The following is a 25,255-nucleotide window of genomic DNA, read 5'->3' as shown; positions in this document are numbered from 1 at the left end:
ATGACCGTCCGCAAGAACCAGGCCAGCCTGACCGCCGACGAGAAGCGGCGCTTCGTCGCCGCCGTCGTCGAACTCAAGCGCAGCGGCCGCTACGACACCTTCGTCACCACCCACAACGCCTTCATCCTGGGCGACACCGACAACGGCGAACGCACCGGCCACCGTTCACCGTCCTTCCTGCCCTGGCACCGCAGATTCCTGCTGGAGTTCGAGAGCGCACTGCAGTCGGTGGATGCGTCGGTCGCGCTGCCCTACTGGGACTGGAGCACCGACCGCTCGGCGCGTTCGTCGCTGTGGGCGCCGGACTTCCTCGGGGGTACCGGGCGCGCCCGTGACGGGCAGGTGATGGACGGCGCGTTCGCCGCGTCGGCCGGGAACTGGCCGATCAACGTGCGGGTCGACGGGCGTACGTTCCTGCGTCGTCAACTGGGCGCGAACGTGCGGGAGTTGCCGACCCCGGCCGAGGTCGAGTCGGTGCTGAACACAGTGATATATGACATGGCACCGTGGAACAGCGCCTCGGACGGCTTCCGCAATCACCTCGAGGGCTGGCGCGGCGTGAACCTGCACAACCGGGTCCATGTGTGGGTCGGCGGCCAGATGGCCACAGGGGTCTCTCCCAACGACCCGGTGTTCTGGCTCCACCACGCCTACATCGACAAGCTGTGGGCCCAGTGGCAGCGGCGCCATCCCGGCTCCGGCTATCTGCCGACGGGCGGGACGCCCGACGTGGTCGACCTCGACGAGACGATGAAGCCGTGGAACGACGTGCGGCCCTCCGATCTGCTGGACCACACCGCCCACTACACCTTCGACACCGACTGACGGCGCGGCCCTAACCGGCCTCCGCCGTACGGCACTCCGGGTGCCCCCAGCCCTGCCCGTTCTTGGCGATGGGCTCGCCGGCCGCGTAGGAACGGCCGCACAGGCAGCGGCCCGGGAACTTCGCCTTGATGGTGCGGGAGGACGAGCCCCCGCGCTGCCCCGACGGGGCCGGCTTGCGGCGCGGGGCGTTCGACTTCGGAGTGTCCGGGGAGGGCGGCGGCGCAGGTGAGCCGAGGTCGCTGCCCGCGGGCTCCTGGACCTTGGCCGCCTGGCTGGCCGCGCGGTCGGCGAAGTCGTTCAGCGGGTCGCCGTCGACCTGGTGGGCGGGCACGTAGCGGAAGTCGACGGAGCGGCCCTCGAGCAGTTCGTCGATGCGTACGACCAGTTCCTGATTGGCGACCGGCTTGCCGGCGGAGGTCTTCCAGCCGTTGCGCTTCCAGCCGGGCAGCCAGGTGGTGACGGCCTTCATGGCGTACTGGGAGTCCATGCGGACCTCGAGCGGGACGCCCGGGTCGGTCGCCGCCAACAGGCGTTCCAGGGCGGTGAGTTCGGCGACGTTGTTGGTTGCCTTGCCGAGCGGCCCCGCCTCCCAGCGGGCCGGGCTCTCGGAGTCGTCGGAGACCACCCATGCCCAGCCCGCCGGTCCCGGATTTCCCTTCGAAGCCCCGTCGCACGCGGCCACCACACGTTCACGCATGGCCTCGATCATGCCACGGGCGGCCGGGGCCCTCGACCACCGTCCGGAAGGCGCCCTCAGACGTCCTGCGTCTTCGGCATCTCTCCCCCGGTCCTCGTGATGTCGATCACCGAGAAGTTCGCGCCCTGCGGGTCGCTGACCGCCGCGAAGCGGCCGTAGGGGCTGTCCATCGGCCCGAAGCGCAGGACGCCGCCGAGCTTGGTCGCCTTGGCGACCGCGTCGTCGCAGTCGGGGACGACGAAGTAGAGGTTGACGTAGGACGGCACCTCGGGCGGGAACTCCTCGCCCATCTTCATCCGGCCGAGGACCGTGGTGTCACCGAGGTTGAACATGCGGAAGTCGACATTGTCGTCGACGATCTGCTGGGCCGTGTACGGGAAGACGGCGCTGAAGAACGCGTCGGCCTTCGCGGGCTCACGGGTGAAGACCTCGGCCCAGCCGTAGGCGCCCGGCACGGCGGTCGCCTCGAAGCCCTCGTGGGTGCCGCCCTGCCACAAGCCGAAGACGGCGCCGCTGGGCTCGCGGGCGATGCACATGGTGCCGAACTCACCGACCTGCATGGGCTCCATCAGCACCTCGCCGCCGCTCTGACGGATCCTGGCGGCGGTGGCGGCGGCGTCCGAGGAGGCGAAGTAGAGGCACCACTGCGACTGTGCCTCCTGGCCCGGCATCGGCGGTACGACGGCGGCGACCGCCTTGCCGTCCACGTAGGCCTGGGTGTAGTTGCCGTACTCCGACGACGCCTCGCCGAAGGTCCAGCCGAGGACGTCACCGTAGAAGCTCTTCGCTCCCTCGACGTCGCCGAACATCGCGTCGGCCCAACAGGGGGTTCCCTCAGGTTGTACGGCCATGACTGCGGCCCTCTCCCGAATCGGTGGATGGTCCGTTTCCTCACGCTAGTCATCCGTCCGTCGAAGCGCGCGCCGAACGCTGCGGTCCGTTTCAGACTGGAAGGGACGGGGTTTCGACGCTGTGGACGGGGTGCGGGATGGCGGACGGGACGATGCGCGCGTGGTCGGTGGTGACGCCCGGGCCGGTCGAGGAGAAGGGCCTGAGTTTCGTCTCGAAGCCGGTGCCGGTACCCGGGGACGACGAGCTCCTCGTGCACGTGCGGGCGTGCGGGGTGTGCCGCACCGACCTGCACGTCGCCGAGGGGGACCTGGCGGTGCACCGGGCCGGTGTGACGCCCGGGCACGAGGTCGTCGGCGTGGTGGCCGGGTCCGGGGCGGGCGTCGGCGGCTTCGCGACCGGGGACCGGGTGGGGGTGGCATGGCTGCGGCGCACGGACGGCACCTGCGCGTACTGCTCGCGCGGTGCCGAGAACCTGTGCCCGTCCTCGCGGTACACCGGCTGGGACGCCGACGGCGGTTACGCCGAGTACACGACCGTGCCTGCCGCGTTCGCCTACCACCTGCCGGATGCCGTCGACGACGTGGCTCTCGCGCCGCTGCTGTGCGCCGGGATCATCGGCTACCGCGCCCTGCGGCGTGCGGCGCTTCCGCCGGGCGGACGGCTCGGTCTGTACGGGTTCGGGGGCAGCGCTCACCTCTGTGCGCAGGTGGCGCTGGCCGAGGGCGCCACCGTGCACGTCCTGACGCGCGGGGCGGCGGCGCGGCAACTGGCGCTCGACCTGGGCTGCGCCTCCGCGCAGGACGCGTACGCCGTGCCGCCCGAGCCGCTCGACAGCGCGATCCTGTTCGCACCGGTCGGCGACCTGGTCCCGGTCGCGCTGCGGGCCCTCGACCGCGGCGGCACCCTCTCGGTCGCCGGCATCCACCTCAGCGACACACCGCCCCTGCACTACGAGACCGACCTGTTCTACGAGAAACAGATACGCAGCGTCACCTCCAACACCCGCGAGGACGGCCGCTCCTTCCTGGCCCTCGCCGCCCGGCACGGGGTGCACGCCACCACGCACACCTATCCCCTGACGCGGGCGGACGAGGCACTGCGGGACCTCAAGGCCGGACGCTTCGACGGGGCGGCGGTGCTGGTGAACGATCTGTAGGCGAGGGGTGCGCAGGCGGGGGCGCGCGGAGTGGGGCGACCTGCGCGGGAGTGGGGAGGCCTCGGCGCACTGCCTCGTTTGCGAGGTTTGCGTTGCCGGACGGTGAAACCGCCCCCTTCGCGCCGTACCGGGGCATAAGCCGGACTGTTTGCCTTGTACAGGCGGCGCCCGGTTGTCGTCCGCCGCGACGTCGCCTTCATCTCCGACCACTCCGCTCGCTTCTGTACATCGCCGTGTACGTCCCCAGGGAGGGAATGTGTCCGCCCCCGAAAGCGCCTCCGGACCCGCCACCGACGAACCCGCCCCCGAACCCGACGGCGAAGGGCAGCTGACCAGTCTCAGCACCCAGGCGGCGCGCCAGCTCGCCACGACGACCAAGTCCGAACCGCAGATGCAGGCCATCAGCTCGCGCTGGCTGCTGCGGACGCTGCCCTGGGTGGACGTCAAGGGCGGCACCTACCGGGTCAACCGGCGCCTGCAGCTGAGCATCGGGCGCGGGCGGGTGCAGTTCGAGCAGAACGGCGCCGACGACATCAAGGTCATCCCCGAGACGCTCACCGAACTGCCGGTGCTGCGCGGCTACCCCGACACCGCCGTCCTCAAGGAGGTCGCCACCCGCTTCCGGGTCCGGGAGGTGCGGGCGGGACAGGTGCTGTTCGAGGCCGGGCAGCCGGTCACGGAAGCCTATCTCGTGGTGCACGGCAAGTTCACCCGGTACACCGCGGGCAAGTACGGCGAGGAGGAGATCACCGGGGTCGTCGCCGACGGCGACCAGATGGGCGACGAGGCCATCGGGCAGTCCAACCCGCTGTGGCTGAGCTCGGTGCGGGCGGAGACGGCCGGCGTACTGCTGGTGCTGCCCTGGGACGTCGTCACGGAGTTCACCGACCGGGTGCCGTCCCTCGCCGCACACCTGGAGGCGTTCGCGGCGCGGCAGAAGCTGCCCATGAACCGCAAGGGCGAGGCGGACGTCCCCGTACAGGCCGGCCATGTCGGTGAGCCGACGCTGAACGGCGGCTTCGTGAACTACGAACTCGCCCCGCGCGAGTACGAGTTGTCGCTCACCCAGACCGTGCTGCGGGTCCACACCCGGGTCGCCGACCTCTACAACCACCCGATGAACCAGACCGAGCAGCAACTGCGCCTGACGGTCGAGGAGATCCGCGAGCGCCAGGAGTGGGAGCTGGTCAACAACCGGGAGTTCGGGCTGCTGCACAATGTCGACTACGGCCAGCGGGTCAGCACCTTCACCGGGCCGCCCACCCCGGACGACATGGACGAACTGCTCGCCATGCGCCGCAAGACCAAGGTGTTCCTCGCCCATCCGAAGGCGATCGCGGCCTTCTTCCGGCAGTGCAACCGGCGCGGCCTGGTGCCGGGCACGGCGACCGTCGAGGGACACGAGATTCCTGCCTGGCGCGGTGTGCCGATCTTCCCCTGCAACAAGATCCCGGTCAGCCGCGATCACACCAGCAGCATCATCGCGCTGCGCACCGGGGAGTCCGACCAGGGGGTGATCGGGCTCTACCAGACCGGCATCCCCGACGAGTTCCAGCCGGGCCTGAACGTGCGGTTCATGGGCATCGACACGGCCGCGATCATCCGCTACCTGGTGACCGCCTACTACTCGCTGGCCATCCTGGTGCCGGACGCGGCCGGGATCCTGGAGAACGTCCAGATCGGCCGGACGGCCGACTGAGGGTGGAGTACGGAATGAGCACGCCCACCGCCTCGTCCTCGCTGCCGGGGCCGCCCAACCTGGCCCGCACCGTGCGCACCCGGCGCGGCGGAGCGATCCCGGGGCTCAAGTACCGGAGCGTCGCTCCCGCCGACCCGGAGAAGGCCAAGGAGGTCGACCGCAGGCTGGAGGACTGGGCGCGCGGCCTCGACCTGTTCCCCAAGGCGTGGTCGGGGGACTTCTCGGGCTTCCAGTTCGGCCGGGCCGTGGTGCTCCAGCATCCGGCGGCGGCCGACCTGGAGCGCCTCACCGCCGCCGGCAAGTTCCTGCTGGCGGAGAACCTCGTCGACAGCTGCTACTGCGAGGAGGACGAGGGCAGGGGCGGTGCCCGCCGCGGCCTCGGCGGCCGGCTGGCGCTGGCCCAGTCGGCGCTCGACCCCTTCCACAGCACACCCGCACTGCAGGAGCAGTGGGCGCACGGGGTGCAGGCCGACGGACCGCTGCGCTCGTACCACTGGGCGATGAAGGACTACGCGGCCGTCGCCACCCCCAGCCAGACCGACCGGTTCGTGCACGACATGGCCCGGCTGCACCTCGGCTATCTCGCCGAGGCCGCCTGGGCGGAGACCCGGCACGTACCGCAGGTGTGGGAGTACCTGGTGATGCGGCAGTTCAACAACTTCCGTCCCTGTCTGTCGATCGTCGACGCCGTGGACGGCTACGAGCTGCCGGAGGCGGTCTACGCCCGCCCGGAGATCCAGCGCATCACCGCACTCGCCTGCAACGCCACCACCATCGTCAACGACCTGTACTCCTTCACCAAGGAGCTGGCGAGCGACCCCACCCACCTCAACCTGCCGCAGGTCGTCGCCGCCAACGAGCGGTGCGGGCTGAAGGCCGCCTATCTCAAGGCCGTCGAGATCCACAACGAGATCATGACCGCGTTCGAGGACGAGTCCGCCCTGCTGTCCGCCACCTCACCTCTCGTGGAGCGCTACGCCCGGGGCCTGTCCGACTGGGTGGCCGGCAACCACGAGTGGCACGCCACCAACACCCACCGCTACCACCTGCCCAACTACTGGTAACGCCCGCTCTGCTGACGTCCCGTCAGACGCACTACGAGGAGTCATCGTTGACCATCGCCCCCCACGCCGACACCACGACGGCACCGGTGCCGACCCAGTCCACGTACCAGACCCGCGTCGCGGACTACTGGAACGCCGAGGAGAACCCGGTCAACCTCGAACTCGGCAAGATCGACGACCTCTATCACCACCACTACGGCATCGGCGACGTCGACTGGTCCGTCCTGGACGAGTCCGACTCTGCGCTGCGACGGGAGCTCATCACCACCGAACTCCACCGCCTGGAACACGCCCAGGCAGAGCTCCTCGCCGGCCATCTCGGCCCGCTCTCCCCCGCCGACCGCGTCTTCGACGCCGGCTGCGGGCGCGGCGGCGGCAGTGTCGTGGCGCATCTGCGGTACGGCTGCCACGCGGACGGCGTGACGATCTCCGCCAAGCAGGCCGCGTTCGCCAACGAGCAGGCCCGCAAGCGTGGCATCGACGACCGGGTGCGCTACCACCACCGCAACATGCTCGACACCGGCTTCGCGTCCGGCGGGTACGCGGCGTCGTGGAACAACGAGTCGACCATGTACGTCGAGCTGGAGCTGCTGTTCGCCGAGCACGCCCGGCTGCTGCGCCGCGGCGGCCGCTATGTGGTGGTCACCGGCTGCTACAACGACACCTACGGGCGTGCGTCCCGCGAGGTGTCCCAGATCAACGCCCACTACATCTGCGACATCCACCCCCGCTCGGAGTACTTCCGGGCGATGGCCCGCCACCGTCTCGTCCCCGTCCACGTACAGGACCTCACGGCCGACGCCATCCCCTACTGGGAGTTGCGCCGGCAGGCCGACCACCTGGTCACGGGCATCGAGGACACGTTCCTGACCGCGTACAAGAACGGCAGTTTCCAGTACCTGCTGATCGCCGCCGACCGGGTCTGATCCCCGCTCCCACGCCGTGGGCACCTCCCGCGCCGGGGCGCACGCTCCGGCGCGGGCTCGTGCGGTGAATGCCGTATCCCCGCATCGCACGAGCCCGTGCCGGAGTTCCCCCGGGCGGCTCCCCCCTTGAACCGTGGGCATTTACTGTTCTACCTTCGCCACATGGTCGGGGCATCAACGCCCGCTCACCAGCGCAACAACTGGTGGACGGCAGACGGTCCGGGTGATGCGGAATGCGTCCGCACCTCGCTCTGATCGAGGACGACCCCGACTTCGCACTGATGTGCCGTTCCTATCTGGAGCGCGCGGGCTTCACCGTCACCTGGGCCATGGATGCACGCGCCGGAAAGGCCGTCCTGTACGAGGGCGGCATCGATCTCGCCGTCCTCGACCTGGGGCTGCCGGACGGCAGCGGTCTGGAGCTGCTGCGGGCGCTGCGGTCCACGAGCCGGCTGCCGGTCATCGTCGTGTCGGGGCGCGGCGCGGAGGCCGACCGGGTGGCGGGTCTGGAGATCGGTGCGGACGACTACCTGGTCAAGCCGTTCTCGCAGCGGGAGCTGGTGGCCCGCATCCACGCCGTGCTGCGCCGCTCGCAGCCGCCGGACGTGCCGACCCTGTTCCAGGTGGGCGCGCTGCGCATCGACTCGGCGGCCCGCCAGGCGTCCGTCGACGGTGTCGTGCTGATGCTGCGTCCCAAGGAGTACGCGCTGCTGGAGATGCTGGCCGCGGCACCGGGCCGGGTGTTCTCGGCGGAGCAGCTGCTGGAGCGGATCTGGGGCACGTCCTGGCAGCAGGCTGCGACCGTGGTGGAGCACGTGTACCGGCTGCGCGGCAAGCTCGCCGGCCTGCCCGCACCGGCTCCGCGGATCACCACCGTCCGGGGCTACGGCTACCGCCTCGATCCCTGAGCCACCCGCCGCGGCCACGGAGGTCCGACCATGCCCGACGCCCCCGACTTCCGGAGCCTGTTCGACGCGACGCTGTCGCCGCTGCTCATCCTCGACCCCGACTTCACGATCGTGGAGGTCAACCGCGCCTATCTCACGGCGACCCGCACGCAGCGCGGCATCGTCGGCCGCCCCGTCTTCGAGGTGTTCCCCGACAACCCGGACGACCCGTCGGCCGACGGCGTCGCCAACCTGCGCCGGTCGCTGGAGACGGTGGTCGCAAGCGGCCGTACGGACACGATGGCGCTGCAGCGCTACGACATCCCGACGGGCGAGGAGGGCGCCTTCGACGAGCGGTACTGGAGCCCAGTCAACACGCCGGTGCTCGGGGACGAGGGGCAGGTGCGGTACATCATCCACCGGGTCGAGGACGTCACCGAGTTCGTGCATCTGCGCAAGGTGGGGCGGGAGCAGCAGCGGGCCGTGGCCGACGCGCAGATGCGGGCCGAGGGAATGGAGATCGACCTGTTCGTACGGGCGCGGGAGATCCGCGAGGTGAACGAGCAGTTGAGCCGCGCCAATCACGAACTGGACGCGGCGGGCCGCAGGTTGCGGGAGGAGCAGCGGGCCAAGGACCGTTTCATCGCCACGCTCTCGCACGAGCTGCGCAACCCCCTTGCAGCCGCCAGCGCGGCCACCGAGCTGCTGGCCCTCGACATGCCGGACGGCCATCCGGCGCTGTCCGTCCTGGAGCGGCAGCTGGGCACCCTGGTGCGTATGAGCAACGACCTCCTGGACGGCACGCGCGCGGTGACCGGGCGCCTTGAGCTGGTGTGTGACCCGGTCGACGTGCGGTCCGTCGTGCACGGTGCGTGCGCCGACATCCGGGGCCTGTTCGGGCACGAGGGCCGCACGCTGGGCGTCGTGCTGCCCGCCGAGCCGGTGCTGGTGGACGGCGACCGGCTGCGGCTGGCCCAGGTACTGACGAACCTGCTGTCGAACGCGCTGAAATACACCCGGCCGGGCGGCCACACCGAGGTGGGCCTGACGGCCGCCGACGGGCAGGCCCGGCTGACCGTGCGGGACGACGGCATCGGCTTCGATCCCGGCCAGGCCGAGGAGTTGTTCGGGGTGTTCATGCGGGCGGCGCCGGCCGGTCCGGACACCCCCGAGGGCCTGGGGCTGGGGCTCGCGGTGGCGCGGACGGTAGTGGAGCTGCACGGCGGCCGGATCAGCGCGCACAGTGACGGGCCGGGCAAGGGCGCAACCTTCACGGTGCTGCTGCCGACGACCGACGCCACGGGCCCGCGCCGGTCCCGGCCCCCGGCCGTCCACGGCACCCCTCGCCGGCTTTCCCTCCTGATAGTCGAGGACAACGCGGACCTGGCCACGACCTACCGCACCCTGCTGGAACGCCAGGGCCACCAGGTCAAGGCAGTGCACACGGGCCAGGACGCCCTGGCCGCCACCGAGGCACACGCCTTCGACGTCGTCCTGTGCGACCTGGGTCTGCCGGACATCGACGGCTACGCGGTCGCACGTGCCGTACGGGCGAGGCCGGACGGCGACAAGCTGCGCCTGATCGCGGTGTCCGGGTTCAGCCGGGGCACCGACCGTGCCCTGTCGCGGGCGGCCGGGTTCGACGCCCACCTCGCCAAACCGCTGCCCCTGACCGACTTGTTGGACCTCCTGGAGCGACTGGAACGGCCCGAAGGCGCCTGAACTCACCCCGGTGTCTTCCGCCTTGGGCCCGCCTGTGCTTGCCTGGGGAGCCGTTTTCGGTTGCCGGGGCAGGAGTTGCCGTATGCGGAAGCCGTGGATCGTGGGGATGCTGCTGACCGGAGTGCTGCTGCTCGGTGCGTGCGGCGACCCGTCGTCCGGCCCGGAGGAGGCGCCGCCCTCCCCCGCCGTACCAGGAGCGTCCGCCACGACGACCCAGCAGCAGGCACCGGCCTCCCCGAGCGTGCCTGCCGTGGCTCCCCGGGTGCTGTACCTCGGGGACTCGCTCGCGATGGAGGCCCAGAACGTGCTCGGGCAGGAGCTGCGCCGGGACCTGAAGGCGAAGTACACGAGCGCCCCGTACTCGGGCACCACGTTGTGCGACTACCTGGAGGGCACCGGGGCGAAGTCGCTGGTGCCGGACGCCGACAAGGCGGCCGCGCTGGTGCGTGCGCAGCATCCGGACTACGTGGTCATGCAGTTCTGGGGCAACGCGTGGGGCTACACGTGGTGCATGGACGGCATCACCTACAACGCCTCGCAGCAGAAGTACTTCACGCGCTACAGGGCCGACCTGCGCCGGCTCACCGACCAGATCGCCGCGGCGGGCGGCAGCAAGCGTCCGAAGATCGTGTGGGTGCTGCAGGGCCCGGACCCGATCACACCCGACCGGGTCCGGCGCGTGAACGAGATGTACGAGAAGCAGGCCGCCGCCTCGGGCGACCTGGTCGCCGACGCGGGCGCGACGGTGAGCCCCGCCGGGGCCCGCTACACCTGGTCCCAGTACCTGCCGTGCACCGCCTACGAGCAGGCGCACCCCGACAACTGCACCCAGCCGTCCCGCGACCGCACCGCCCTCCACCTCGACAAGGACTACCTGCACTTCTGTCTGGCGCCCACGACGTCCAAGCCGAAGCCGTGCCCGGTGCGCTCCCCCGGCATCCTGCGGATCACCCGCGAGATCACCCGGGTGATCGGGGAGCGAGCTCGCGCTCGATGAGCCGGTTGAGGTGCCGCCGGGCCTCCTCGGTGCTCAACGGCGGCGCCTGGCGCAGCCGTTGCAGAGCCAGGCCGTCGGCGAGGGCGGCGAAGCGGACCGTGAACCCGTCGAGGTCGTCGGAGTCGAACTCGCCGTCGGCGACGCCCCGTTCGGCCAGTTCGCGGATCTGCCGGTGCCAGGCCTCGTACCGCTGGGCCTGGCCGCGCGCGAAGGCCTCGTCGGTGCCCTGCTCGCCCGCGTTCCAGTAGTCGAACCACATCCGCCAGTGCCGGTCGGTGTCCTCGGTGAACAGCGCGTCGACGAGCAGCCTGAGCGCCTCGGCGCCGCTCGTCGCCTGCTCGGCGGCCTCGCTGAGCGCGGCGTAGTACCGCTCGATGTGCAGCACCATGGCCTCGGAGAGGATCTCCTGCACACTGCCGAAGTGGTAGGTGACGGTGCCGACGGACACCCCGGCGGCCGCGGCCACGTCACGCACGCCGACCGACTTGTAACCGCGCTCGGCGATGAGCGGCACGGCCGCCTCGACGATCAGGCGCCGCCGCACCTCGGTGGGCTGGCGGGTCCGGTCGGCGGCGGCGACGGCGCGGCGCGGGCTCTTGGCGGCCTGCGGCGGCTGCTTGGCGGCGGTCATCCCGACGTCCTCGGGGTGGTGCGGTGCCATGCGCGCTTGGCCACTGTCTCTCCGTTCGCCCGTGCCTCGATACGGCTGTCCATGATGAAGTCCGCGGCCGTGGCGCGCAGCTCCGTCCGCGTCATGATCTCAGCGTCCCAGTCGTCCCCGCGCCGCAGCCGGATGTGCCACTCGGAGACTGCGCGGGCGGACAGCGGGTCGTCGCTGCGGACGACGTACGTCTCGCGGGCGCTCTCCTCGTAGCGCAGCCCGTCGGGATACGTCCGCGATCCCCCGTAGCCGGGGTCGACCTCCAGCGTCCACTCGCCCTTGGCCACGTCGTGCGTGACCAGCCGTTCGGGGCGAGGGTCGGCGGGCACGTCGTAGGCCACCGGCAGCGGGGACGCCTGCTCGGGTTCCTCGAAGCGGACGGGCGCCTCGTCGACGGCTGCGCGGACGGGCAGGAGTACGGCGCTGTCGGCAGGGACGACATGCAGTGCGCCGCGTTCGCCGTGCGGCCACACCCAGGGCCAGTACGCGTCGGAGATGGCGACGCGGACGCGGTGGCCGGGCGGGAAGGCGTAGCCGATGCCGTTGAGCTCGAACTCGACGTCCTCGAACGTCCCGGGGGTCCACTCGACCGCCCGATCGCGGCCGTGGCGGCTGAGGAGGTTCAGCACGCCCCGCGTGACCAGCGTGGACGAGCCGTCGGGGGCCACGTCGCACAGCCGGGCGATGACGTGCGCCCGCGGAGTCGCGCTGTCGAGGCGGAGCCGCACGCGCGGGCGGCCGAGGATCTCGACCCGCTCGGTGAGCACCTCGGAGTCGAAGCAGATCGAACGGCCGTCCTCCTCACGCTGGTCGGGTGGCAGGTCGGCCGCGTTGCCGAACGGGAAGAAGCGGCCGGCGTCGAGGCCGGTGTGCTGCGGGGACCGCACGAGGACGGGGGCACGGCTCTCGCCGAGCGACCGCGCGTCCCAACTCACCTTCGGGCTGGGCCAGTTCGCATCGCTCACCCAGCGGCCCGGCATCTCCTCGTACGAAGGGGCGGGCGGGACGGGGTCATTGAGCCAGGCGCGCAGCAGCGGTTCGGCCATGACCCCCGTGTCGATGCCCTTCAGGTGCTGGTCCCACCAGCGCAGGGTCTCCTGCAGGAAGCCGATCGCGGGGCCGGGCGGCAGGCCGCGGTCGGGGTACTGGTGCGACCAGGGGCCGATGATCCCCCGGACCCGGTCGGCGGGGAGGTGTTCCGCGAGCCGCAGCACGGTGTCGCGGTACGGGTCGTTCCAGCCGCCGACCGTGAGGACGGCCGCGTCGATCGAGGTGTAGTCCTCGCAGACGCTGCCGTGCTTCCAGTAGTCGTCGCGCTGCTGGTGCTCCAGCCAGGTGTGCAGGAAGGGTTCGAGGGCGTCGAGGCGCTCGCGCCACATGGGCAGCCAGCGGTCGGCGCCGACGTTCGCCGGGTCCGGCGGTCGGGCGGCGAAGGCGAGCATGGTGCCCGCCCAGGCGAGCATGTCGATGCCGAGGACGGCGCCGCCCGTGTAGTGGACGTCGTTGTCGTAGCGGTCGTCGGTCGAGCAGACCGTCACGACCGCCTTGAGCGGTTCGGGGGCGAGGGCGGCGATCTGGAGGGAGTTGAAGCCGCCCCAGGAGATGCCGAACATACCGACCTTGCCGGTGCACCAGGGTTGCGCGGCAAGCCAGTTGACGACGTCGACGCCGTCCGCGAGCTCCTGGGCGTCGTACTCGTCGCCGGGTGTGCCCTCGCTGTCGCCGTGGCCGCGGATGTCGACGCGGACTGAGGCGTAGCCGTGGCCCGCGTACCACGGGTGGCGCTGGGCATCGCGCGGGGCGGTCCAGTCGCTCTTGCGGTACGGGAGGTACTCGAGCAGCGCCGGCACGGGGGTGGTCTCGGCGTCGGCCGGGCGCCAGATGCGGGCATGCAGGCGGGTGCTGCCGTCCCGGGTGGGGATCCACACGTCCTCGTGGACGACCTGGTGCTCGAACCGGTCGCGGTACTTCACGAAACTCCTTCTGCCACAGGGGTGTTCACCGGGCGCCAGCGGCGCACGCGGTGGCCGTCGCCGTGGTCGGTCCAGACCTCGTCCGGTTCCGATGCGTCGGCCCAGTCGGGGGCGTCCTCGGCGGGCGGATGTGCGTCGGGGTCGGGTTCGAGGGCGGCCGCCATCAGTTGCCGGGTGTAGGGGTGTCCGGGGGCGGCGAAGACGGCGTCCGTCGGGCCCTCCTCGACCACCACGCCGTCATGGAGGACGGCGACCCGGTCTGCGATGCCGCGAACGACGGCCAGGTCGTGGCTGATGAACAGACAGGCCAACTGCCGTTCCCGGCGCAGGTCGTCGAGCAGGCGCAGCACGTCGGCCTGCACGGAGACGTCCAGTGCGGTGGTGATCTCGTCGGCGATCAGCACGTCCGGTGCGCCCGCCAACGCCCGTGCGATCCCTATGCGTTGGCGCTGGCCGCCGGAGAGCTGGGCGGGCAGCCGGTCGGCCAGGGCGGGGTCGAGGCGTACGTCGGCGATGAGCCGTCGGGCGCGCTCGGCCGCCTCGCCGCGACCGGCCGCCGTGCCGAAGAACCGCAGCGGACGCCGGACCGCGTCGCCGACCGAGCGTCGGGGGTTGAGCGAGGTGTCGGCGTTCTGGAAGACGAGCTGCACCCGGCGCCGCAGGGACTTCGGCCGTTGCTGGGCGGGCCGGGCCAGGTCGCCCGCCTCGTGGGTCATCGTGCCGCCGGACGGGGCGCGCAGTCCCGCCAGCGTCCAGGCCAGCGTGGACTTTCCGCTGCCCGACTCGCCGACGAGGGCGAGGACTTCCCCGCGCCGCACCTCGAAGGAGACGCCGTGCACGGCGCGGGAACTGCCGTAGTCGACGGTGACGTCACGGGCGGAGACGGCGACGGGCGAGCCGTCCGGCACGAGGGCCTTCGGGCGGATCTCGCGCTCCCCCGTCTCCCCCACCACCGCGAGACCGGCGTCGTCCAGCCGCGGCACGCTCGCCAGAAGCCGCTTCGTGTACGGCTCCTGCGGCGTCGCGAACAACTGCCGGGTGGGCGCCGACTCCACCACCCGGCCCGACTGCAGTACGCAGACCTCGTCGGCCAGGTGGGCGACGACGCCCAGGTCATGGCTCACCAGCACGGCCGCCAGGCCGAGTTCGTCGCGCAGGGCGGCGATCAGGTCGAGGACGCCGCGCTGGGTGACGACGTCCAGGCCGGTCGTCGGTTCGTCGAGGACCAGCACCTTGGGGCGGGCGGCGACGGCCATGGCGATGGCGACGCGCTGCTGCTGGCCGCCGGACAGCTCGTGCGGATAGCGGCGGGCCAGCTCGGCGGGGCGTGGCAGCCGGACCTGTTCGAGCAGGTCGGTGACGGGGATGTCGCCGCCCGCCTCCTCGATCTGCCGGCCGATCCGCATGGAGGGGGTCAGCGCGTGGCCCGCGTTCTGGGCCACCATGGCGACCGTCCCGCCGCGAAGTCTCCGCAACTCCCGTGCGGGCAGGGCGAAGACGTCGTGGCCGTCCACGTGCACCGAGCCGCCGGTGATCCGGGAGCCGTGCCGCACATGCCCGAGCAGGGTCGCGGCGAGGGTCGACTTGCCGCTGCCGGATTCCCCGACCAGGGCGAGGGTCTGCCCGGCGGTGACCTCCAGCGACACATCCTGCACGACGGGCACGTCCCGGCCGCTCGAACGGTACGCCACGGACAGGAAGTCGACGGAGACGATCGGGGTCATCAGGAGCCCTCTCTGATCCGGTCCACGCCCCAGGCCTTGGACAGGCCGTCGGCCGCGAGGTTGAGCCCGACCACGAGCGTGGCCAGGGCGATGATCGGCGCGAGGCTCGCCATCGGGACGACGGTGATGGCGGTGCGGTTCTCGGCGACCATCAACCCCCAGTCGGGAGTGGGCGGGTCGGCGCCGAAGCCGAGGAAGGACAGCGAGGAGATCAGCAGGACCACCCAGGAGGCACGCATCGCGAACTCGACGCACACGACGTCGGTGATGTTCGGCAGGACCTCGCGGCGCAGGATCGCCCAGGTGCCCTCTCCCCGGGCGCGGGCGGCGGTCACGTAGTCGGCGGGTACGACGGCGAGGGCGGCGCCCCGCACCACCCGGACGACCTGAGGCACGTAGACGACCGCGATCGCGAGCACGATGACCAGCGGGCCCGTGCCGAGCGCCGTGACGACGACGAGCAGAGTGAGGATCGCCGGTACGGACAGTACCGCGTCCAGCACCCGCCCCAGCACGTCGTCGAACCAGCCGCCGCGCAGTGCGGCCGCGCAGCCGATCACCGTGCCGAGGGCGACGGTCAGGACGGTGGCGGCGACGGAGACGCCGAGCGCGTACCGGCCGCCGTACAGGACGCGCGCGAGGACGTCGCGGCCGTACTGGTCGGTGCCGGCCCAGTGGGATCGGCTCGTGCCGAGCAGGGCGTGCGAGGCGTCGTTCGCGATGGGGTCGTACGAGGTGAGCAGCGGGGCGAGCAGTGCGATCACGACGTGGACGGCGACGATCGCGAGGCCGACGACGGCGGTGCGTGAGGAGCGCAGGGTGCGCCAGGCGCGGGCGGCGCGTCCCGGGGCCGCCACGGCCACCGGTGGGGTGTCGAGTATGGTCATCGGGTCCTCCCTCGGGTGCGGAGCCTGGGGTCGAGGGCCATGGCGCCGAGGTCGGCGGCGAGGTTGCACACGACGTAGACGACGGCGCTGATCAGGGCGATGGCCTGGATGACGGGCAGGTCCCGGTTCTGCACCGCGGAGAGCATCAGCTTGCCGATGCCCGGGTAGTTGAAGACGTTCTCGACGACGGCGACGCCGCCGGCCAGCCAGGCGACGTTGAGCGCAATCACGTGCAGGGTGGGCAGCAGGGCGCTGGGCAGGGCATGCCGGGTGACGACCCGCCAGGTGGACTGGCCCTTGAGGCGGGCGGTGGTGACGTACTCGCTCGCCATCACGTCGATCACCGAAGTGCGGGCCATGCGGACGATGTAGGCGGCCATGACGACGGCCAGCGCGAGGGCGGGAAGCCAGACGGCGGGCAGGAGTTGGCCGACGGTGGCGTCGGGGCCGTAGAGGACGACCGCGGGGAACCACGGCAGTGCCACGGAGAAGCACAGCACGAGGACGGTGGCCACGACGAACTCGGGCACGCTCATGCCGACGAGGCTGACGGTCGAGATGACGTGGTCGGGCCAGCGATCGCGGTACAGCCCGGCGAGGATACCCAGCAGCAGCGAGCCGGTCACCGCGAACAGGACGGTGATCAGGGCGATGAGCGCCGAGTTGGCCAGATACTGGGCGACTTCACCGCCGACGGGCTTCGCGGAGACGAGGGAGGTGCCGAAGTCGCCGTGCAGGGCGCCCTTGATCCAGTCGAAGTACCGTTCCCAGGCGGGCTGGTCGAGTCCGAGTCTGCCGCGCAGGTCGGCGACGGCGGCCGGGGTCGCGTCCTTGCCGAGGACCTGGGTGGCGACGTCGCCGGGCAGGGCCTGGACGGCGAGGAAGACCAGCATGGAGGAGAGCAGGAGGGTGCCGAGGGCGGCAGCGATCCGGCGGGCGACGAAGGAGAGCATGCTCACGCCCCCTTCAGGCCGATGCCGAGGTAGTCGAACTCGAAGCCGTGCTCGGCGTATCCGCGCACCTTGCGCGAGATGCCGACGAGCCGGTCGGCGAACATCGGGGTCATCGCCCCGCCCTTCTCGATCACCAACGTCTGTGCCTCGCCGTACAGTTCACGGCGCTTGGTGTCGTCCGTCTCGGCGCGCGCCCGGTCGAGGACGGCGTCGAAGTTCTTGTCCGACCAGGCGGTCTCGTTGTAGGAGGAGCCGCTGCGGAAGATCTGGGTGAAGAGCTGGTCGACGGGCCGGCCGGTGAACCAGTAGGTGGCCATGAGCGGCTTCTTCATCCAGATCTGTGTGTAGTACGAGTCCGCAGAGGCCGTCTTGACGCGGACGCGGATCCCGGCGCGTTTGGCCGAGTCCTGGTAGGCGAGCGCCATCGGTGTGAAGAGGGGGTCGTAGGAGGAGGTGTACAGGTCCACGGCCAGCCCTTCGTGGCCCGCCTTCTTCAGCAGGAAGCGCGCCTGCTCCGGGTCGTGTTTCGGGTGTGCGGAGATGTACGCGGGGTCGCTCGGCGGCACCGGGTTGTCCCAGCCGGCCGTGCCCGCTCCCTGCAGGGCGACCTGCACCGCGTGCTCGGGGTCGTAGGCGAGCTTCATGGCTTGTCGGACGCGGACGTCGGTGAAGGGCTTCTCGGTGGTGAGCATCGGCAGCACGTACCACTGGGCGTTCTTCACGCGGGCGATGGTGGCGCGGTCGGAGGCGGCGACGACTCGGGCGGTGGCGAAGTCGAGGTTGGTCTGGGAGAGCAGGTCAACCTGCCCTGCCAGCAAGGCATTCGAGCGAGCGGACATGTCGGCGACCGAGTAGAAGGCGATCGCGTCGAGGACGGGGCGGCCGGCCCAGTGGTCGGCGTAGGCGGTGATGCGGCCCGGGCCTGCGGGCGCGAACGACTCCAGTTCGAAGGGGCCGGTGCCGATGCCCGTGCGGCCGATCGACTTCGCGCTGCCGTCCGGGATGACGTAGCAGTTGTAGTGCGTCAGCAGGCTCGGGAACTCGGCGTTCGGGGTCTTCAGCGGGACGACGAGGGTGTGGGCGTCGGGCGTGCGCAGCTTGTCCGGGTCGACGAGCGGGGCGAGGACCGCGGCCTGCGGGGACGCCGTCGCCTTGTCGAGGATGTGGCGCAGCGTGTAGGCGGCGTCGGCGGAGGTGAAGGCGCGGCCGTCGTGGAAGGTGACGCCCCTGCGGAGCCGGAAGGTCCAGGTGCGCGCCTTGCCGTCCGCCTCCCAGGACTCGGCGAGGTCGGGCGCGAGTTCGCCGTCGGTACCGATGCGGACCAGCCGGTTGTACAGGGCGCCCAGGTATTCGTACGCCGACAGGGCGCTCGCCGGGTCGAGGGTCTCGGCGTCGGAGGCGGGTGGCCGGGCGATCCGCAGGGTGCCGCCGCGGTCGGGTGCGCCCCGCACGGCGGCGGCCGGCAGGACGGGGGCCGCCGCGGCGCCGGTACAGCCGGACAGCAGCCAGGACGCGCCCAGCGAGGCCACGGAAGCGGCGCCCGCGGCGAGCACCGACCGGCGACCCGGATGGTGGATGTCGGACATGGACCGACCGTCCCTCCCGCTATTCGTTCAGCGGAACGATTGAGTGAAGTGCGTGAACGATAACGAGACGACGGTTTCCCGCCAACCCTTCGGGCGCGGAAATTTACGTCGGAAACGCAGCGGTTACGGGGGACGGGCGCGACGGCCGCGGTCAGCCGGCGTCCGGCGCTGCTGCACGCGCCGCTACTCGACAGCGAGGCCTGATCCCACCACTGCGGCAACTTCCGTCTCTGCAAGTGCTGTTGACATCACACAGCGGCCGCATAGCGTGTCCCCCGCACAGCATGTCGCACAACATTCGTTATTTCGAACAAGAGAGAGGCGGTGGAGGGACACCGCCGCCTCGGCTCTTCGACATGCGGAGGACATTGGTCATGACCCCACCCCTCGGTAGACGTCAGTTCCTCGCGGCCACCGGCACCGCCTCGGCGGCCTTCGCCCTCGCCGGCACAGGGACCGCGCACGCCGCCCCCGGAGCCGCCCCGGCCGCCACCACCCCGGTGCGGCCCTTACCGCTCACCGCGGTGACCCTCCTGGACAGCGCCTTCCGCGACAACCAGCGCCGCAACTCGGCGTATCTGCGCTTCGTCGACCTCGACCGGCTGCTGCACACCTTCCGCACCAACGTCGGTCTGTCCAGCAGCGCCCAGCCCTGCGGCGGCTGGGAAGGGCCGAGCGTCGAGCTGCGCGGCCACTCCACCGGCCATCTGCTGTCCGGGCTCGCGCTCGCCTACGCAGGCACCGGGGAATCCGCCTTACGGGACAAGGGCCGCGCCCTCGTCGCGGAACTCGCCAAGTGCCAGGCCGCCTCGCCCGCCGCGGGGTTCGGGAAGGGGTATCTGTCCGCCTTCCCGGAGAGCTTCTTCGACCGGCTGGAGGCCGGGACCGGAGTATGGGCGCCGTACTACACGATCCACAAGATCATGGCCGGGCTGGTCGAGCAGTACCGGCTGGCCGGGAACAAGCAGGCCCTGGACGTGGTGCTCCAGCAGGCGCGATGGGTCGATGCACGCACCGCGAGGCTGTCGTACGAGCAGATGCAGCGGGTGCTGGAGACCGAGTTCGGCGGAATGAACGACGTGCTCGCCGATCTGCACGCCCTCACCGGAGACGGCAAGTGGCTGGACGTCGCCGAGCGCTTCACGCACGCGCGTGTCTTCGATCCGCTGGCGCGGGGCGAGGACCGGCTCGCAGGTCTGCACGCCAACACGCAGATCCCAAAAATGGTCGGCGCACTGCGGCTGTGGGAGGAGGGTCTGCCGGACCGTTACCGCACGATCGCCGCGAACTTCTGGCAGATCGTCACCGATCACCACTCGTACGTCATCGGCGGCAACAGCAACGGCGAGGCCTTCCACGAACCGGACGTCGTCGCGGGCCAGTTGTCCGACAACACCTGCGAGAACTGCAACAGCTACAACATGCTCAAGCTGACCCGGCTGCTGCACTTCCACACACCGGACCGCACCGACCTGCTCGACTACTACGAGCGCGCCCTGTTCAACCAGATGCTGGGCGAGCAGGACCCGGACTCCGCGCACGGCTTCAACATCTACTACACCGGCCTCGCACCGGGTTCGTTCAAACGCCAGCCGTCCTTCATGGGCACCGACCCGAACGCCTACTCCACCGACTACGACAACTTCTCCTGCGACCACGGCACCGGCATGGAGACCCACGCCAAGTTCGCCGACACGATCTACACGCACGACGACCGCGGCCTGCTGGTCAACCTGTTCATCCCCTCGCAGGTCGTCTGGCGCGAGCAGGGCATCACCTGGCGGCAGACCACCGGCTTCCCCGACAGCTCCACCACCACCTTGACGGTGACCGCCGGGCAGGCCACGCACCGGCTGCAGGTCCGCATCCCCTCCTGGGCCTCCGAGGCCCGTGCCACCCTCAACGGCACTGCGCTGCCCGACCGCCCGATGCCCGGCACCTGGCTCACCCTGGAGCGCGCATGGCGCACCGGCGACCGGGTCGAGGTGTCCCTGCCGATGCGCACGGCCGTCGAGGCGACCCCCGACGACCCCGATGTCCAGGCGGTGCTGCACGGCCCGGTGGTCCTGGCGGGGGCATACGGCGACCGGGCGAACTCCTCGCTGCCACGCCTCGACGTCGACTCCGTGAAGCAGGAGTCGTCGAACCCGCTGCATTTCACCGCCCGTGCCGACGGCGAGGACGTGACCCTGCTGCCGATCGCCCGCGTCCACCACCAGCACTACTCGGTGTACTGGCTCACCGGCGCACCCCCGCCCCCTCCCCCACAGTTCGCCGCCTGGCACCGCTTCGACGAGACGTCCGGCACCACCGCGGCCGACGCCACCGGCAACGGAAAGGCGGCCCAACTGGTCGGCGGAGCCTCATGGCTGGCGTCCGGGCGGATCGGCGGGGCGGTGGCGCTGGACGGCACGGACGGCCATGTCGCCCTCGCCGAGGACCTGTTGGCGGGCGCCTCCGCCTACTCGCTCGCCGCCTGGGTACGGCTGAACGGGGCTCCAGGCGCCTGGAGCCGGATCTTCGACGTCGGCACCGGCGTCACCGCCAACCTGTTCCTCACCCCGCTCAGCGGCGACGGCACCCTGCGGTACGCGATCACCGCCGGCGGTGCGGGCGGCGAGCAGCGCATCGACGCCGACCCGCTGCCCGCCGACCGGTGGGTGCACGTGGCGGTGGCCTACGGCGGCGGGACCGCCGTCCTGTACGTCGACGGCGCCGAAGCCGGCCGGAACGCGGGCGTCACCGTGGAGCCGCGCCACTTCGGAAACCACATCCGCGCCGGGTACGTCGGCAGGTCGCAGTACGCCGATCCGTACCTGAAGGGCGCGGTCGACGACTTCCGGGTGTACGGCAGAACGCTGAGCGCGGCCGAGGTGGCGGCGCTGGCGCAGGCCTCCGCGTAGCGGACGGGCGGGTACGGCCGGTCCGCCCCCTCCCCCGTGGAGGGCGGACCGGCCGAAGCACGGGGCCCAACCGTCACTCGCCCGCGTAGGCCCTCTCCAGGGCGGCGATGTCGAACTTGCTCATCGCCATGAACGCCTTGGTCGTGCGGGCCGCCTTCTCCTGGTCCGTATCACTGATCATGTCGATGAGCCTGTCGGGCACGACCTGCCAGGACAGGCCGTACTTGTCCTTGAGCCAGCCGCAGGGGCCGGGCTCGCCGCCGCCCTCGGTGAGTTTGGTCCAGTAGTAGTCGATCTCCTCCTGGTCCGCGCAGAAGATCTGGAAGGAGACCGACTCGTTGAACTTGAACTGCGGGCCGCCGTTGAGCGCGACGAATTTCTGCCCGTTGGCCGTGAACTCCACCGCCAGCACCGAGCCGGCGGGACCCGCGCCTCCTTCGACATTGCGGCCGACGCGACCGACGCTGGAGTTCTTGAAGATCGACACGTAGTAGTGCGCGGCCTCCTCCGCCTGGCCGTCGAACCAGAGACATGTGGTGAATCCGTCGGTGGTCATGAGCACCTCCTGGGGCGTGGAACGCGGTCACCTGTGTCGACTGATCCTCGCGCCGGAACTCATCGGTCGTTCGGCCGGTTAATCCAGATGGCCGCTACACCGTTCGGAACTAGCATCGCGGTCATGACGACTCCGTCCGCCGACAGCGGCCTCCGTCCCTTCCGCATCGACATCCCGCAGCGCGACCTCGACGATCTCCACGACCGCCTCGACCGCACGCGGTGGCCCGACGAGCTGCCCGGGGTGGGATGGGCGTACGGCGTGCCCTCGGACTATCTGCGCGAGCTGGTGGGGTACTGGCGGCACGAGTACGACTGGCGCACGGCCGAGGCCCGGCTGAACGAGTGGCCGCAGTTCACGACCGAGATCGACGGCGCGCAGGTGCACTTTGCGCACATCCGCTCCCCCGAGCCCGACGCCACCGCGCTGATCGTCACGCACGGCTGGCCGGGTTCGGTCGTCGAGTTCCTGGACATCGTCGGTCCGCTGACGGACCCGGCCGCGCACGGTGGCGACCCGGCCGACGCCTTCCACGTGGTGCTGCCGAGCATTCCGGGCTTCGGGTTCTCCGGGCCCACCCGGGAGACCGGCTGGGAGGCGCGCCGGATCGCGGACGCGTGGGTCGCGCTCATGTCGCGCCTGGGGTACGAGCGGTTCGGCGCCCAGGGCGGCGACTGGGGCGCGGCCATCTCCCGCGAACTCGGCCGGGTGCACCCCGACCGGGCCATCGGCATCCACCTCAACCTGCTGCCCGGCGCGCAGGCGGCCACCGAGCCGACCCCCGAGGAGCTTCAGGCGCTGAGCCCCGAGGAACGGGAGCGGACGCTGACCTCGTGGCGCCGGTGGGCCGCGTGGTTCCGCGACGGGACGGGCTACTTCCACCAGCAGTCGACCCGGCCGCAGACCCTCTCGTATGCGCTGACGGACTCGCCGGTCGGCCAACTCGCCTGGATCGTCGAGAAGTTCCGGGAGTGGACGGACTCCGAGGAACTGCCCGAGGAGGCCGTCGACCGGGACCTGATGCTCACGAACGTGATGCTGTACTGGCTCACGGGCACGGCGGGTTCGTCCGCTCGCCTCTACTACGAGCGTGCCCACGCCGAGGGCGAGCGGATCGCCGCTCCGCACGAGCCCTCCACCGCCCCCACCGCGGTGGCGTCCTTCCCCGGCGATCCGCAGATCCCGCTGCGCCACAAGGCGGAGCGGACGGAGAACATCGTGCGCTGGACGGAACTCGACCGGGGCGGGCACTTCGCCGCGATGGAGGAGCCCGACCTGCTGGTCAAGGACGTGCGGGCGTTCTTCCGGCAGCTGCGCGAGAAGGGCTGAGGTCGGGCTCTGCCCGTGGCGAATCTGCCACGGGCAGAGAAACCGGACGGCAGGCCGGGGCGGGGCCAAGAGTGGAGTCGACGGCATCACCGCTCGACAGGAGAAGCCATGACTCCACTGACCACGCTCTCGCCCCGCGCCGAGGAGGGCGACACCCCGCCCAGTCGGCACGACGACCATCTCGCGGCCCAACTCCTCGGCCAGCGCATCGTCTTCCTCGGCACCCAGGTCGACGAGGTCTCCGCGAACCGGGTCTGCGCGCAGCTGCTCCTGCTGTCCGCGGAGGACCCGCGCACCGACATCAGCCTGTACATCAACAGCCCGGGCGGGTCGGTGCACGCAGGCCTCGCGATCTACGACACCATGCGGCTGATCCCGAACGACGTCTCGACGCTCGCCATGGGCTTCGCGGCCAGCATGGGCCAGTTCCTGCTCTGCGGCGGTACGCCCGGCAAGCGGTACGCCCTGCCGAACGCGCGGATCATGATGCACCAGGGATCGGCGGGCATCGGCGGCACGACCGCCGACATCGAGATCCAGGCGGAGAACCTGGACCACACCAAACGCACCATGGAGCGGCTCATCGCCGAGAACACGGGCCAGACCCCGGAGACCATCGCCAGGGACGGCGACCGCGACCGCTGGTTCACGGCCGAGGAGGCCAGGGAGTACGGCATGGTGGACCGGGTCCTGGAGTCCCTCGCGGACGTCCGCCCGGCCGCCTCGAAGCGACGGATGGGGCTGTGACATGGGGAACTACACGATTCCGTACGTCGTCGAGCGGACCGCGAACGGCGAGCGGTCCTCCGACGTGTTCAGCCGGCTGCTGTCCGAGCGGATCATCTTCATCGGCACCGAGATCGACGACGGCGTGGCCAACGTCGTCATCGCGCAACTGCTCCATCTGGAGTCGTCGGCACCGGAGAACGAAATCTCCATCTACCTCAACTCGCCCGGCGGATCGTTCACTTCACTCATGGCGATCTACGACACGATGACCTACGTGCAGGCACCGATCTCGACGGTCTGCGTCGGGCAGGCGGCCTCCACGGCGGCCGTCCTGCTGGCCGGCGGGGACCCCGGGCGGCGGATCGTGCTGGAGCACGCACGGGTGCTGCTGGGACAGCCGGCCGCCGGGGGCAGCCGGGGCACGATCTCCGATCTCGCGCTGCAGGCCCAGGAGATGGTGCGCATCCGCTCCCAGGTCGAGGAGGTCCTGGCCCGGCACACGCACCACGACATCGCGACGCTGCGCGCGGACATGGACCGCGACAAGGTGTTCACCGCCGAGGAGGCGGTGGCGTACGGGCTGGCCGACCAGGTGCTGAGCCGGCGCCTCGCCACGGTCTGAGGCGCCGGCCCGCAAGCGCCCGTCAGGCGGCCAGGCAGAGTCCGTTGTACGGCGAAGTGGACGTCCGGCGGCTCCTGCCGGTCTGCCGGCTGCTGATCCGGGTGAGCTCTCCCTGCGCCCGCGACAGCAGGTCGCCGAGACCGAGTCCCAGGGCGTGGGCGGCGGCCGCGAGGACCTCCGACGAGGCCTCCTTGCGGCCGCGCTCCACCTCGGAGAGATACGGCATGGAGATCCGGGCCGCGTCGGCCACGTCCTTCAGGGTGCGTTCCTGCGCGAGGCGTTCGCGCCGCAGGACGTCGCCGACGAGGTCACGCCACAGTGGTTCCCTGGGCGGAGACAGGGGTTCCTTGAGTGGCGGAGGAGGGGCGACGGGGCGCTCGCCCTGCGGGCGGCGCAGCGGAATGACCCGGGCTTCGTTCGGCGCTTGGCTGCTCACCACCTCAGACTAAATTCCCTCGCCTCGATGGGAAGAGATCGGCATTCTGCCCTGGGTGGAATCTCAGAGGC

The 25,255-nt window shown here is 71.0% G+C and carries 22 protein-coding genes; 12 read left to right on the top strand and 10 right to left on the bottom strand.

Annotation, left to right across the window (positions count from 1 at the left end; all coding sequences use genetic code 11):
• Complete coding sequence (locus ACFY10_RS33060) at positions 1–825, top strand: tyrosinase family protein (protein WP_390668898.1); 825 nt, start codon at positions 1–3, stop codon at positions 823–825.
• Positions 826–835: 10 nt separating this feature from the next.
• On the opposite strand, the gene ACFY10_RS33055 is transcribed toward ACFY10_RS33060, so the two are convergent.
• On the bottom strand, positions 836–1,534 hold the full coding sequence (locus tag ACFY10_RS33055) for a ribonuclease H (protein ID WP_390668897.1): 699 nt from the start codon (positions 1,532–1,534) through the stop codon (positions 836–838).
• A gap of 44 nt (positions 1,535–1,578) precedes the next feature.
• Positions 1,579–2,373, bottom strand: a complete 795-nt coding sequence (locus ACFY10_RS33050; RefSeq protein ID WP_390668896.1) for a VOC family protein — start codon at positions 2,371–2,373, stop codon at positions 1,579–1,581.
• 152 nt (positions 2,374–2,525) lie between these two features.
• Here ACFY10_RS33050 and ACFY10_RS33045 point away from each other — a divergent pair, with 152 nt between their 5' ends.
• The 7 genes from ACFY10_RS33045 to ACFY10_RS33015 all read left to right on the top strand — a co-directional run bounded on the left by ACFY10_RS33045 (position 2,526) and on the right by ACFY10_RS33015 (position 10,825).
• Entirely contained in the window at positions 2,526–3,530 is a 1,005-nt protein-coding gene (locus ACFY10_RS33045) for a zinc-binding alcohol dehydrogenase family protein (RefSeq protein ID WP_390669004.1), read from the top strand.
• 256 nt (positions 3,531–3,786) lie between these two features.
• Positions 3,787–5,229 carry a family 2B encapsulin nanocompartment shell protein gene (locus ACFY10_RS33040; protein ID WP_390668895.1) on the top strand — a complete coding sequence of 481 codons (1,443 nt, stop codon included), beginning with the start codon at positions 3,787–3,789 and terminating at the stop codon, positions 5,227–5,229.
• Between the two features lie 14 nt (positions 5,230–5,243).
• Entirely contained in the window at positions 5,244–6,293 is a 1,050-nt protein-coding gene (locus ACFY10_RS33035) for a family 2 encapsulin nanocompartment cargo protein terpene cyclase (RefSeq protein ID WP_390668894.1), read from the top strand.
• Between the two features lie 47 nt (positions 6,294–6,340).
• Positions 6,341–7,219: a geranyl diphosphate 2-C-methyltransferase gene (locus ACFY10_RS33030; protein WP_390668893.1), complete on the top strand. Its 879-nt coding sequence runs from the start codon at positions 6,341–6,343 to the stop codon at positions 7,217–7,219.
• A gap of 233 nt (positions 7,220–7,452) precedes the next feature.
• Positions 7,453–8,127: a response regulator transcription factor gene (locus ACFY10_RS33025; RefSeq protein ID WP_390668892.1), complete on the top strand. Its 675-nt coding sequence runs from the start codon at positions 7,453–7,455 to the stop codon at positions 8,125–8,127.
• Positions 8,128–8,157: 30 nt separating this feature from the next.
• Positions 8,158–9,828, top strand: a complete 1,671-nt coding sequence (locus ACFY10_RS33020; RefSeq protein ID WP_390668891.1) for an ATP-binding protein — start codon at positions 8,158–8,160, stop codon at positions 9,826–9,828.
• 82 nt (positions 9,829–9,910) lie between these two features.
• Entirely contained in the window at positions 9,911–10,825 is a 915-nt protein-coding gene (locus ACFY10_RS33015) for an SGNH/GDSL hydrolase family protein (protein WP_390668890.1), read from the top strand.
• Here the strand turns inward: ACFY10_RS33015 and ACFY10_RS33010 are convergent.
• From ACFY10_RS33010 to ACFY10_RS32985, 6 genes are read right to left on the bottom strand one after another with little or no spacing between them, the layout of a single operon-like run.
• Positions 10,788–11,456, bottom strand: a complete 669-nt coding sequence (locus ACFY10_RS33010; RefSeq protein ID WP_390668889.1) for a TetR/AcrR family transcriptional regulator — start codon at positions 11,454–11,456, stop codon at positions 10,788–10,790. The two genes, ACFY10_RS33015 and ACFY10_RS33010, sit on opposite strands and share 38 nt — an antisense overlap.
• On the bottom strand, positions 11,453–13,459 hold the full coding sequence (locus ACFY10_RS33005; RefSeq protein ID WP_390668888.1) for a CocE/NonD family hydrolase: 2,007 nt from the start codon (positions 13,457–13,459) through the stop codon (positions 11,453–11,455). Before ACFY10_RS33005 ends, ACFY10_RS33010 begins: the two co-directional genes overlap by 4 nt.
• Positions 13,456–15,183 carry a dipeptide ABC transporter ATP-binding protein gene (locus ACFY10_RS33000; RefSeq protein ID WP_390668887.1) on the bottom strand — a complete coding sequence of 576 codons (1,728 nt, stop codon included), beginning with the start codon at positions 15,181–15,183 and terminating at the stop codon, positions 13,456–13,458. The genes ACFY10_RS33005 and ACFY10_RS33000 overlap by 4 nt, the downstream gene beginning before the upstream one ends.
• Positions 15,183–16,070 carry an ABC transporter permease gene (locus ACFY10_RS32995; protein ID WP_390668886.1) on the bottom strand — a complete coding sequence of 296 codons (888 nt, stop codon included), beginning with the start codon at positions 16,068–16,070 and terminating at the stop codon, positions 15,183–15,185. Before ACFY10_RS32995 ends, ACFY10_RS33000 begins: the two co-directional genes overlap by 1 nt.
• On the bottom strand, positions 16,067–17,023 hold the full coding sequence (locus ACFY10_RS32990) for an ABC transporter permease (RefSeq protein ID WP_390669003.1): 957 nt from the start codon (positions 17,021–17,023) through the stop codon (positions 16,067–16,069). The genes ACFY10_RS32995 and ACFY10_RS32990 overlap by 4 nt, the downstream gene beginning before the upstream one ends.
• 2 nt (positions 17,024–17,025) lie before the next feature.
• Entirely contained in the window at positions 17,026–18,609 is a 1,584-nt protein-coding gene (locus ACFY10_RS32985; RefSeq protein WP_390668885.1) for an ABC transporter substrate-binding protein, read from the bottom strand.
• A gap of 374 nt (positions 18,610–18,983) precedes the next feature.
• On the opposite strand from ACFY10_RS32985, the gene ACFY10_RS32980 reads away from it, so the two are divergent.
• Positions 18,984–21,512 (top strand): beta-L-arabinofuranosidase domain-containing protein, encoded by a 2,529-nt coding sequence (locus tag ACFY10_RS32980; RefSeq protein WP_390668884.1) that lies wholly within the window; start codon positions 18,984–18,986, stop codon positions 21,510–21,512.
• Positions 21,513–21,585: 73 nt separating this feature from the next.
• Here the strand turns inward: ACFY10_RS32980 and ACFY10_RS32975 are convergent, their stop codons facing one another.
• A complete protein-coding gene (locus tag ACFY10_RS32975; RefSeq protein WP_390668883.1) occupies positions 21,586–22,068 on the bottom strand; it encodes a VOC family protein in 483 nt (160 codons plus the stop codon).
• Positions 22,069–22,191: 123 nt separating this feature from the next.
• Here ACFY10_RS32975 and ACFY10_RS32970 point away from each other — a divergent pair, with 123 nt between their 5' ends.
• The 3 genes from ACFY10_RS32970 (at position 22,192) to ACFY10_RS32960 (ending at position 24,748) form a co-directional block, all read left to right on the top strand.
• The gene (locus ACFY10_RS32970; RefSeq protein ID WP_390668882.1) at positions 22,192–23,397 is read left to right on the top strand and encodes an epoxide hydrolase family protein; all 1,206 of its coding nucleotides are present in this window, start codon (positions 22,192–22,194) and stop codon (positions 23,395–23,397) included.
• 108 nt (positions 23,398–23,505) lie between these two features.
• Positions 23,506–24,144: a ClpP family protease gene (locus tag ACFY10_RS32965; protein WP_390668881.1), complete on the top strand. Its 639-nt coding sequence runs from the start codon at positions 23,506–23,508 to the stop codon at positions 24,142–24,144.
• Between the two features lies 1 nt (position 24,145).
• Positions 24,146–24,748 carry a ClpP family protease gene (locus ACFY10_RS32960; RefSeq protein ID WP_390668880.1) on the top strand — a complete coding sequence of 201 codons (603 nt, stop codon included), beginning with the start codon at positions 24,146–24,148 and terminating at the stop codon, positions 24,746–24,748.
• A gap of 22 nt (positions 24,749–24,770) precedes the next feature.
• Here the strand turns inward: ACFY10_RS32960 and ACFY10_RS32955 are convergent, their stop codons facing one another.
• Positions 24,771–25,184, bottom strand: coding sequence for a helix-turn-helix domain-containing protein (locus tag ACFY10_RS32955; protein WP_390668879.1), 414 nt, complete (start codon positions 25,182–25,184; stop codon positions 24,771–24,773).
• Between the last annotated feature and the right edge of the window lie 71 nt (positions 25,185–25,255).

This window comes from Streptomyces sp. NPDC001401, assembly GCF_042895385.1.
GTDB lineage: Bacteria > Actinomycetota > Actinomycetes > Streptomycetales > Streptomycetaceae > Streptomyces.
This window is presented reverse-complemented; position numbering and strand designations above follow the sequence as displayed.

Coding starts and splice junctions, on each gene's coding strand:
- ACFY10_RS33060 (WP_390668898.1), top strand. CDS start 1: ATGACCGTCCGCAAGAACCAGGCCAGCCTGACCGCCGACGAGAAGCGG.
- ACFY10_RS33055 (WP_390668897.1), bottom strand. CDS start 1,534: ATGATCGAGGCCATGCGTGAACGTGTGGTGGCCGCGTGCGACGGGGCT.
- ACFY10_RS33050 (WP_390668896.1), bottom strand. CDS start 2,373: ATGGCCGTACAACCTGAGGGAACCCCCTGTTGGGCCGACGCGATGTTC.
- ACFY10_RS33045 (WP_390669004.1), top strand. CDS start 2,526: ATGCGCGCGTGGTCGGTGGTGACGCCCGGGCCGGTCGAGGAGAAGGGC.
- ACFY10_RS33035 (WP_390668894.1), top strand. CDS start 5,244: ATGAGCACGCCCACCGCCTCGTCCTCGCTGCCGGGGCCGCCCAACCTG.
- ACFY10_RS33025 (WP_390668892.1), top strand. CDS start 7,453: ATGCGTCCGCACCTCGCTCTGATCGAGGACGACCCCGACTTCGCACTG.
- ACFY10_RS33020 (WP_390668891.1), top strand. CDS start 8,158: ATGCCCGACGCCCCCGACTTCCGGAGCCTGTTCGACGCGACGCTGTCG.
- ACFY10_RS33015 (WP_390668890.1), top strand. CDS start 9,911: ATGCGGAAGCCGTGGATCGTGGGGATGCTGCTGACCGGAGTGCTGCTG.
- ACFY10_RS33010 (WP_390668889.1), bottom strand. CDS start 11,456: ATGACCGCCGCCAAGCAGCCGCCGCAGGCCGCCAAGAGCCCGCGCCGC.
- ACFY10_RS33000 (WP_390668887.1), bottom strand. CDS start 15,183: ATGACCCCGATCGTCTCCGTCGACTTCCTGTCCGTGGCGTACCGTTCG.
- ACFY10_RS32995 (WP_390668886.1), bottom strand. CDS start 16,070: ATGACCATACTCGACACCCCACCGGTGGCCGTGGCGGCCCCGGGACGC.
- ACFY10_RS32990 (WP_390669003.1), bottom strand. CDS start 17,023: ATGCTCTCCTTCGTCGCCCGCCGGATCGCTGCCGCCCTCGGCACCCTC.
- ACFY10_RS32985 (WP_390668885.1), bottom strand. CDS start 18,609: ATGTCCGACATCCACCATCCGGGTCGCCGGTCGGTGCTCGCCGCGGGC.
- ACFY10_RS32980 (WP_390668884.1), top strand. CDS start 18,984: ATGACCCCACCCCTCGGTAGACGTCAGTTCCTCGCGGCCACCGGCACC.
- ACFY10_RS32975 (WP_390668883.1), bottom strand. CDS start 22,068: ATGACCACCGACGGATTCACCACATGTCTCTGGTTCGACGGCCAGGCG.
- ACFY10_RS32970 (WP_390668882.1), top strand. CDS start 22,192: ATGACGACTCCGTCCGCCGACAGCGGCCTCCGTCCCTTCCGCATCGAC.
- ACFY10_RS32965 (WP_390668881.1), top strand. CDS start 23,506: ATGACTCCACTGACCACGCTCTCGCCCCGCGCCGAGGAGGGCGACACC.
- ACFY10_RS32960 (WP_390668880.1), top strand. CDS start 24,146: ATGGGGAACTACACGATTCCGTACGTCGTCGAGCGGACCGCGAACGGC.